1 protein-coding gene is annotated in these 1,107 nt (G+C 41.6%); it reads right to left on the bottom strand.

Features of this window, described 5'->3' with window-relative positions:
* Positions 1 to 510, bottom strand: a 510-nt coding sequence (locus tag R7P72_RS25610; RefSeq protein ID WP_318111045.1) for an amino acid permease, incomplete at its 3' end; no start/stop codon positions are given.
* Between the last annotated feature and the right edge of the window lie 597 nt (positions 511 to 1,107).

Genomic DNA, 1,107 nt, shown 5'->3' with positions numbered 1-1,107 from the left:
CAAGCCAATGATCAGCAAAATTGGGAAAATGAGCCCTAGAGTGCCAAACACGTTTGTGATCATCGATGACAAACGTAAGCCGAATATATTTACCAATGTTAGCGCCCAAAAAATCACATTAATCATGATTAACATGAAAATATTATTCTGCGCCAGTTCTGGGAAAAATGGGTAGGCACCTGTAGCGACAATGAAAGAGATCAGCGGCGGGTAATAAACGATATTTTCCGCATATTGATACCAAACGGTCGCAAAGCCGAAGTTAGGTCCAATCGTTTCTTTTCCCCAAAGATAGACACCACCCTGTTGAGGGTAAGTCGTGCTTAGCTCGGCACACACTAAAGCTGTGGGAACGAAAAAGCATAAACCAGCAAGTAAAAAGAAAGAGATGGCATGACTACCAAATAAGGCGGCACCCGGTATGTTTCTGATGCTATCAACGGATGTAACCGTAATCATGATCACAGAGAAAACACTGAGTTTAACAGCGGACTTGGCGATATTGCTCATTCGATACCTTTAATAAACGAGCCACGAATTCATGGTTGGAAAACCCGCGTGCTACAAGTAAGACGCGCGTATTGTAGGGTTGTTATAAACGGCGGGTATATAGCGAAAAATGGTATGTATTTACCCAAAAATGAACCGAAAACTCAGTGATTTATTTGTAAGCAATATAAACGTTTGCGTTGGTGTATTGGCGCGAAAAAAGTAAAAGAGACACACAACAAACTGCCACAGGTTGACCTTCACCCAAGGGTAAGCGTTAAGTTAAAGGGAACGAAAATCGTTAAGGAGAAGACAAATGGGGTGTTGTAATCAAGCGCCAAAAGGTGGAACAGGCAAGCTATCATACTTAATGTTAGTTATCGCTGGATTGTTTGCGGCTATTTTTCTGATCGCCGTTCTTTGGGGGTAATACGCAATCCAAGGTATTGTAAATACACGGTTATGTTTATCCAAACTTTATGAAAGGCGGGTGGATTCATTTCATCAGTAGATGTTAATGTCCGAGCTCGTCTTTGGTGTTTTTGCACGCCCAACATATTCTTGTAAAGTTCTTATTGTGTAGTGTGTCGAAGAACCATAGAATCCGCGCGCTTTAAT

The organism is Vibrio sp. Vb0888 (assembly GCF_033338835.1).
Taxonomy (GTDB): Bacteria; Pseudomonadota; Gammaproteobacteria; order Enterobacterales; family Vibrionaceae; genus Vibrio; species Vibrio alginolyticus.
The sequence above is the reverse complement of the archived record's forward strand: the minus strand, read 5'-3'. Positions and strand labels throughout refer to the sequence as shown.